Consider the following 6557-nt stretch of genomic DNA (forward strand, 5'->3'; position numbering starts at 1 on the left):
GTGCATGGCCACCTCCTACAGGCGCGCGGCGTTCGCGCGCTCGCGTACCTCGGCGAAGGTCCAGTCGTGCAGCAGGCGGCCGTTCTCCCACACGGTGACCATTGCATCGTCGTAACCGGCCGGGCCGGCGACCGCTTCGGCCGACACCGCGTCTGGCGCCACCGGCTCGGTGCGGTAGCTGCCGTACTCGCGGTGCCGCAGCAGACGCATGCGGCCGCGCTTGCTGAGCTTGCCCTTGTCGGTGACCGGATCCTTGTACACGTCGATCCAGCGGCCGTCGACGCGGGCGGCCGAGCACTTCAACGCGAACTTCTGGGTATCGCGGTCGAGCCGTTGCAGCAAGGCGCCGCCCATGCCGAAGGCCAGATTGTCGGTGGCGTAGCCGGCGCTGGTGATGCGCTCCAGGATCGCGCGGATGCTGGTCGGGTTGACCCCGTCGCCCTGGATCACCCGCACGTGGTTGAGCACCTTGTAGCCCTTGCCGTTGACGCTATGGCCGAAGGCCTCGTCGAGCAGCTCCAGGCACTGGTGCACCACCGCCACCGGATCGCCGGAGTCCGGGCGGATCACCACGGTGGCGCCGGAGGCGATCACCTCCTCGCGCAGCGTGGTGCCCCAGTGCTCGCGGATCGCGTGGAAGATGTCGTAGCTGTCCGACACCACCGCGACCACGCCGCCGGGCTTGCCGAACTGCTTGAGCATGTTGCGGTAGGCCTCGACCTCGCGCTCGCGACCCCAACTGGTGATGGTGCTGTGCTCGGCGGCGGGGATCGAATAGCCGGCCATCGGCTCGTGGTAGTGCGCGCGCGCCAGCAACAGCCCGGACACGGTGTCGGTGCCGAGAAAGTTGACCAGGTGCGACGCGCCACCGATCGCCGCCGATTCCAGGCTGGACACGCCGCGCGCGCCGAAATCGTGCAGCTTGAACGGCAACTGCCCGTCCGGATCGTCGCTGGTGCGCTCCAGGAACTGGCGGATGGTCTGCTTGGCGTGCCAGCTCACTGTGGCAACGGTCACCGGGTACCAGATGCGCAGCAGCAGCGTCTCCAGGTACGACGGCACCCAGTAGGCCTGAGCGTCGGTGGACTCGATGGTCATCAGCGCGTTGTGGGTCGGCACCACGCTGCCCTCGGGCACGGCGCGGATGCGGATCGGCAACTGGCCGCCGAGGCGATCGACGATGTCGCGCCAGCCCGCTTCGTTGAACGGCTCGCCGTGCGCGGCGAACAGGTCGCGCGCCTCGTCGATGTCGGCATGGGTGACGGGGCGGCCCAGCGCCTCCTTGAGGATCGACTGCAGACCGAAGAACACGGTGCGGTCGTAGACGCCGCCGCGCGATTCCACGTAGAAGAACGTGGCGTCGGTGCCGGGCGGGTACTGCAGCCAGTGGCTGGCCTTATAGCTGTCGGTGTTGAGCAGCAGGTTGTTCAGGCATTGCATGACGGAAGCTCCTTCGCGTCTGGGAAAGCCGGCGGTCTGTCCGCCGGCCGGGAAGGCCGCGTCAGCCGCGGCCGAGGAAGAATTCGAGCAGGTGCAGATGGTCTTCGAACAGTTTCGGACCCATGCCCAGCACTTCGCTGACCGGCACCCAGCGCGCCTTGTCGGCGTCGTCGCCGCCGCGCACCTCGGGCAGTTCGCCGAACACGAACTCGAAGTGGAAGGCGTGGGTGATGGTGCGCCCGCGCAGGCTGCGCTCGGGGTGGTCGAACACGTGGCGGTTCTTCAGCGAGCCCTTGAGCACCGGCACCGGAATCTTTAGTCGGGTCTCCTCGCGCAGTTCGCGCAGGCAGGCGTCGAGGATGCTCTCGTGCTGGCCGACGAAGCCGCCGGGCAGCGCCCACAGGCCCTTGCCCGGCGCCGCGCGGCGGCGCACCAGCAGCACGTGCCCGGAATGCACCACCACCGCATCGGCGGTGACGAAGGTCGGCGGATACGGCGCCTCCTTCCAGGCGGCGCGATACTGCTCGATGAACTGGTACTCGGCGAGCAGTTCGGCATACGACGGCGAGTTCTTGCGGAACGCCTCGAGCATGTCGAACACCGGCGTCGGCACGTTGCCGCGCAGCATCAGCAGCGCGCCGTGGAAATCGATGCTGCCGGCCTCGAACAGGTAACGGCGCAGCTCGGTCGCCGACAGCGTCTCGGTGTGCTGCACGTCGACCAGCGGCCACTGCGGGAATTCGCGCAGGTAATAGCTGCTGGCGTCCTTGTCCATGCCGATCAGGCCGATCCGCGCCTCGGCGCTGCCGCCGTCGCTGCGCACCGCCTCGGCCACCGTGGACTGCACCGCGGCGATCCACTGGCTTTCGTTGTACAGATGGTCGCGCAACGGCCGCAGGATCAGCCGCTCGCCGGCGCCGTCCAGCGCGGCCTGGATCATCACGCTGCGCTCGGCAACGGTCCAGGGATTGCGGATGGTACGAGGGGTCTCGGCCGAGCCGATCAGGAAGATGAGTTTCTGACCACGTGCGAGGGCGTGGCGTGCAACGGCGGCGTGGCCGTTGTGGAAGGGCTCGAAGCGCCCGATGAACACGAGATAGTCGAACTCCATGAGCATCCCTCACGGTTGGGTGGATCGCCGCGGGTCTGTCCCTTGGCGTGAGCGGAATGCTACGCCGATGCCGCATCGCGTCAAGTGACGTACCGCGCAGATTCATCGGCCATCCAGACAGCGCTTGCGGACGTCGCGACAGCACCGCTGCAGTGCAGCGCGCGTCGCCGTGACGATCGCGCTAGCCTCGTGCGCGCCGCGGCCGCGGGGGGACGGCCCGGCACGTCGCTGCGCCCACTCCTCGGGGCCGCATGACGCCCCCCTTCCCTCCTCCCATCATCGCGAGAATCGCATGAACCGATCGAGCAAGCGCGTGTCCGCCTGGCTGCTGGTGTTGTTGCTCGCCTGTCTGTGTGCGCCGGCCATGGCGCAGACCTTCGCCAAGGGCGCCGATGTCAGTTGGATCGACCAGCAGGAGAGCAGCGGTCGCGTATTCCGCAACGCCTCCGGCGCCACCACCGATTTCTTCTCGCTGCTCAAGGGCACCGGGGTCAACGCGATCCGGCTGCGCGTGTGGGTCAATCCGCAGGGCGGCTGGAACGACGGCGCCGACACGCTGAACATGGCCAAGCGGGCCAAGGCGCAGGGCATGCGCATCATGATCGACTTCCACTACAGCGACAGCTGGGCCGATCCCGGCAAGCAGACCAAGCCGGCGGCCTGGAGCAACCACGACTTCGCCACCCTGGCGAAGGACGTGTATTCGCACACCAGCGGCATCCTGTCCTATCTCAAGTCCAACGGCATCGACGTGAGCTGGGTGCAGGTGGGCAACGAGATCAACAGCGGCATGCTGTGGCCGGACGGCAAGACGCCCAACTTCGGCAACCTCGCGCAACTGATCAACAGCGGCTACAACGCCAGCAAGTCGGTGTACCCCAATGCGAAGGTGATCGTGCACCTGGCCAACGGCCACGACAACGCGACCTTCCGCTGGTTCTTCGACAGCCTCAAGTCGGCCGGCGGCAAGTGGGACGTGGTCGGCATGTCGCACTACCCGTCCCCCAATGCCTGGCAGAGCGCCAACACCCAGATCGCCAGCAACATGCAGGACATGGTGGCGCGCTACGGGTCGGACGTGATCGTCAGCGAGGTCGGCATGGACTGGCAGCAGGCCGCGACCACCCGCGCGATGTTGGCCGATCTGCTCACCAAGACCCGCGCGCTCGGCAGCCATGGCCTGGGCGTGTTCTATTGGGAACCCGACGCGTATCCGGGCTGGCAGGGCTACACGATGGGTGCGGTCGACAACAACGGGAAACTGACCCAGGCGCTGTCGGCGTTCAACTGATCGCCACTCGGCAGGCGCGCCACGCGGTGGCCACCGACACCACCGCCGTGCCACCATCGCGTGCTCCGCTCCTGTCGAGATCTGCCATGTCGCTGTCGCTGTCGTCCGCGCGCAAGCTCGCGCTTCCTCTGCTGCTGGTGCTTAGCGCGTGCATCGCGCCAGCGCAGGCGCGCACGCCCGCAACGCCCGCCGCGCCGGCCCCGCTCAAGGTAATGAGCTTCAACGTCCGCGTGCCGGTCGATACCGACGGCGACAAGCGCTGGGACGTGCGCCGCAGCGCGATGGCCGTGCTGATCCGCGCGCAGCACCCGGATGTGTTCGGCACACAGGAACTGGTCCAGCGCCAGGCCGACTACCTGGCCGCGCAACTGCCGGAGTACCGCTGGTTCGGCCCCAGCCGCGACGGCAAGGACGACGGCGAACGCATGGGTGTGTTCTACGACAGCCACGCGCTGAAGCTGCTGGACTCGGGACACTTCTGGCTGTCGGACACGCCGGAGGTGATGGGCAGCATCAGCTGGGGACATCCGCTGCCGCGCATGGTCAACTGGGGTCTGTTCGAGCGCATCGGCGATGGCCGCCGTTTCTACCTGTTCGACACCCATCTGCCCTATCGCGACGAGGACGAAGCGGCGCGCGCCAAGGGCGCGGCGCTGATCGTGTCGCGGCTGAAGGCGCTGCCGGCGGACGTGCCGGTGGTGCTGACCGGCGACTTCAACACGGTGCCGGACTCGCCGACCTACCGCACCCTCACCGCCAGCCTGGCCGATGCGCGCACGCAGGTGGCGCAACCGCAAGGCCCGGAAGCGACCTTCCACGATTTCACCGGCCACCCGGACCGGCGCATCGACTGGATCCTCTCGCGCGGGTTGAAGGCCACCGACTACGCCACGCTCGACGCGCGGCCGCAGGGCCACTGGCCGTCCGACCATTTTCCGGTGATCGCCACGTTCGCCTGGCCGCAGTGACGCGCGTGGGCCTGCGGCATGGACCGCAGGCCCACGAACGGGAGCGGTCCCTATCTGTTCGGTATCAGCCGCGACGCGCATGACGCGAAAGGCCTTGGCGTGGCTGACCAAGGCCGCATCGAGCGCTGCAAGACAGGCAACACCTCCGGCAGAGCCAACGCAGAAGCGCGTGATCCGCGCAGTTCTTCCGTCGCAATCTCGCACCGAAAAGCATCCGGCTCCGGTAGCAGTCGGGACTGAAGTCCCTCCCACAGGAAGCAACTGCGCTGACAGAGGGCCGTGCGTCCGCAGGAGCAGCTTCAGCCGCGACACGCGTCACCGGGGAACAGCCCTCGCAAGCGATCCCGAACAGCGTAACAAGGCCCGCGCCTGCCAGTTAACGATGCCTCCCTGCACCATTGCGCAAGCGCATCGTCAGAGGCGTCAGTCGTGCGCCAGCCGACGGATCCTCAGGCCGCAGGCGCCGCATGCGCGCACAGCCAATCCAGGACCTGCTGCACCGGCGGCGCCGGCGCCGGTGTCGCTCGCCAGACGATCGACAACTGGCGCAACGCCCACGGCTCCTGCAGCGGCACCGCGACCAACTGCGCGCGCACGCTGACCCGCTCCAGCGCCGCCTGCGGCAGGATCGCCACGCCGGCGCCGCGCGCCAGCATGCGGCACAGCGGTTCGATGCCGTGCACCTGCGCGCGGATGCGCAGCTGGCCACCGGCACGCGTGGCATGGGTCCGCAGATGCTGCTGCAGTGCGCTGTCCTCGGCCAGGCCGAGCAACTGCGCCTGCCATACCTCCGAGAACCGCAACTGCGGCGCCTGCGCCAGCGGATGCGTGGCCGCGGCCACCAGCACCAGCCGATCCTGCCGAAACGGGCACGCTTGCAGGCCCTGCAGATCGGCGTGATCGGCAATCACCGCCAGGTCGGCGCGTTGCTCGCGCAGCGCATCGGCCGCGGCGACGCTGCCCTGCTCGCGCAGCGCCAGATCGATGCGCGGGTGCGCCACCAGGAACTCGGCCAGCAGTTCCGGCAACCATTCCGACAGCGCCGCGGTATTGGCCAGCAGGCGCACGCTGGCCGGGTGGCCGCCGGCGTACTCGCCCAGTTCGCTGCGCATCGCCTCGGCCTGCCGCAGCAACTCCCGCGCGTGCCGCAGCAGCGCGGTGCCGGCCGCGGTGAGGCCAACGCCACGCGGGCCGCGCGCGAACAGCGCGACGCCAAGCTGCGTCTCCAACGCGCGGATGCGTGCACTGGCCGCGGCCAGCGACAATGCCGCGCGATCGGCACCGGCGGTGATGCTGCCGGCCTCGGCCACCGCCAGGAACAGCCGCAGATCGGTGAAATCCAGGTGCATCGATGCTCCCGCCTTCGTCGTTGCCGAAGTCTGCCTGAAGCATTCGCGCATTGTCCGGCTGCCGCGGCGCGCCGATGCTGGATGCCATGGACACCCTCGCACCGCATCTGCTGCCGATCGCCCTGGTCTTCCTGCTCGCCGGCGGCGTCAAGGGCATGGCCGGCATGGGCCTGCCGACGGTGGCGATGGGCCTGCTGGGACTCTGGCTGACGCCGGCCGAGGCCGCGGCGCTGCTGGCGCTGCCGTCACTGCTGACCAACCTGCAACAAGCCTGGGGCGCAGGCATCGGCGCGCTGCTGCGGCGACTGTGGCCGCTGCTGGCATGCATCGTCGCCGGCACCTGGGGCAGCGCCGGCGTCCTCGCCGACGCGGACCCGCGGCTGGCGCGCGCCGGCCTG

Annotated in this window: 5 protein-coding genes and 1 pseudogene; 3 read left to right on the top strand and 3 right to left on the bottom strand. The window is 68.9% G+C overall.

The window, feature by feature from the left end:
* Nucleotides 1-15 precede the first annotated feature (15 nt).
* Complete coding sequence (locus tag D588_RS0110015) at nucleotides 16-1440, bottom strand: nicotinate phosphoribosyltransferase (RefSeq protein WP_017915878.1); 1425 nt, start codon at nucleotides 1438-1440, stop codon at nucleotides 16-18.
* Between the two features lie 61 nt (nucleotides 1441-1501).
* Nucleotides 1502-2557, bottom strand: coding sequence for a bifunctional nicotinamide-nucleotide adenylyltransferase/Nudix hydroxylase (locus D588_RS0110020; protein WP_017915879.1), 1056 nt, complete (start codon nucleotides 2555-2557; stop codon nucleotides 1502-1504).
* Between the two features lie 286 nt (nucleotides 2558-2843).
* Here D588_RS0110020 and D588_RS0110025 point away from each other — a divergent pair, with 286 nt between their 5' ends.
* On the top strand, nucleotides 2844-3842 hold the full coding sequence (locus tag D588_RS0110025) for an arabinogalactan endo-1,4-beta-galactosidase (RefSeq protein WP_017915880.1): 999 nt from the start codon (nucleotides 2844-2846) through the stop codon (nucleotides 3840-3842).
* An 86-nt stretch (nucleotides 3843-3928) separates the two neighbouring features.
* Nucleotides 3929-4810: an endonuclease/exonuclease/phosphatase family protein gene (locus D588_RS0110030; protein ID WP_017915881.1), complete on the top strand. Its 882-nt coding sequence runs from the start codon at nucleotides 3929-3931 to the stop codon at nucleotides 4808-4810.
* Nucleotides 4811-5259: 449 nt separating this feature from the next.
* Here D588_RS0110030 and D588_RS0110035 read toward each other — a convergent pair whose 3' ends face one another.
* Nucleotides 5260-6159: a LysR substrate-binding domain-containing protein gene (locus D588_RS0110035; protein WP_017915882.1), complete on the bottom strand. Its 900-nt coding sequence runs from the start codon at nucleotides 6157-6159 to the stop codon at nucleotides 5260-5262.
* An 86-nt stretch (nucleotides 6160-6245) separates the two neighbouring features.
* Between D588_RS0110035 and D588_RS0110040 the strand changes: the two are divergent.
* Nucleotides 6246-6557: pseudogene (locus D588_RS0110040) on the top strand (TSUP family transporter); the annotation flags it as partial.

The organism is Xanthomonas sp. SHU 308, from assembly GCF_000364645.1.
Classification (GTDB): domain Bacteria; phylum Pseudomonadota; class Gammaproteobacteria; order Xanthomonadales; family Xanthomonadaceae; genus Xanthomonas_A; species Xanthomonas_A sontii.

What these genes read in the sequence shown, in the direction of transcription:
- D588_RS0110015 (WP_017915878.1), bottom strand. Translation starts at nt 1,440, where the DNA reads ATGCAATGCCTGAACAACCTGCTGCTCAACACCGACAGCTATAAGGCC.
- D588_RS0110020 (WP_017915879.1), bottom strand. Translation starts at nt 2,557, where the DNA reads ATGCTCATGGAGTTCGACTATCTCGTGTTCATCGGGCGCTTCGAGCCC.
- D588_RS0110025 (WP_017915880.1), top strand. Translation starts at nt 2,844, where the DNA reads ATGAACCGATCGAGCAAGCGCGTGTCCGCCTGGCTGCTGGTGTTGTTG.
- D588_RS0110030 (WP_017915881.1), top strand. Translation starts at nt 3,929, where the DNA reads ATGTCGCTGTCGCTGTCGTCCGCGCGCAAGCTCGCGCTTCCTCTGCTG.
- D588_RS0110035 (WP_017915882.1), bottom strand. Translation starts at nt 6,159, where the DNA reads ATGCACCTGGATTTCACCGATCTGCGGCTGTTCCTGGCGGTGGCCGAG.